We start from the raw sequence: 976 nt of genomic DNA, 5'->3' as shown, positions 1-976 counted from the left end.
GAGCAGCGCCGATGGTGAGGCCGTCCGGCAGGCGCTGTGGGACCGTACCCAAGACACAAACCCAGAGGTACGCGAAGAAGGCGTGCGGGGGTTGGCGCGACGGCGGGACCCCAGGGCGCTTCCCCTGGTACGCGGGCTGCTCGCGCAGGACGAGGTCCACCCGCTCACCTTCCGGGCCGCCGCCTACCTGGCGGACCCGACGTTGTTGCCACTGCTGGACGGCTTCGACCCCAGCGTGGAGGCTGTCGGGCAGGCTCTGCGGGAGTGCGACCCGCTGATCCGCGCCCAGCGTGACGAGTCGGCGTGGTTGCTTCTGAACACCGTCCATTTGCGTCGACCCGACCTGGAGGTCGCGGTCTGCGGCGAGCGGTGCGATCTCGGCCTCTATCTCGACGTCACCGACGGTGCCGGCAGGTCCGGCCACTGGTTCGTCGACGGACTCCTCGGTCGGGCCGGGGACGACCCCGAGCGTGCGGCCGACCTGGCGATCGCGGACGTGACCTCGATGCGCGCGACCTGAGCCCGGCGCGCTTCACAGCCACCTCACAGGGGTGCTGGATAGGGTGCCCGTCGAGTCAACGTCCGACTCCAGCCTGGAGCGGTCGGCGTCGCACAGGAGTTCCGATGGTCTTCAAGAAGATGTTGAGCGCGTTCGGTGTGGGCGGCCCCAGTGTGGACACTGTGCTGACCAACCCCAACACCCGGCCCGGCCTGACCCTCGACGGGCAGGTCAACCTCGTCGGTGGCGACTCTGAGGCAGCCATCGAGCAGGTGGTGATCGGCCTGGTCACCCGGGTTGAGGTCGAAGGACACGACACCGAGTACGCGGGCACGATGGAGTTCCACCGGATGGTGGTCAGCGGCCCGCTCCAGCTCGCCCCGAAGCAGCAGCTCTCGATCCCGTTCCAGTTGCCGGTGCCGTGGGAAACCCCGATCACCGACGTGTACGGCCAGCGCCTGCACGGCATGACGATGG

2 protein-coding genes are annotated in these 976 nt (G+C 69.0%); both read left to right on the top strand.

The window, feature by feature from the left end:
- The coding region (locus C7C45_RS30420; RefSeq protein WP_208641465.1) for a HEAT repeat domain-containing protein at positions 1-520 on the top strand (520 nt) is incomplete at its 5' end.
- 152 nt (positions 521-672) lie between these two features.
- The coding region (locus tag C7C45_RS30415; RefSeq protein ID WP_244200655.1) for a sporulation protein at positions 673-976 on the top strand (304 nt) is incomplete at its 3' end.

It is taken from the genome of Micromonospora arborensis (assembly GCF_003205615.1).
In the GTDB taxonomy this organism is placed as follows: domain Bacteria; phylum Actinomycetota; class Actinomycetes; order Mycobacteriales; family Micromonosporaceae; genus Micromonospora; species Micromonospora arborensis.
The sequence above is the reverse complement of the archived record's forward strand: the minus strand, read 5'-3'. Positions and strand labels throughout refer to the sequence as shown.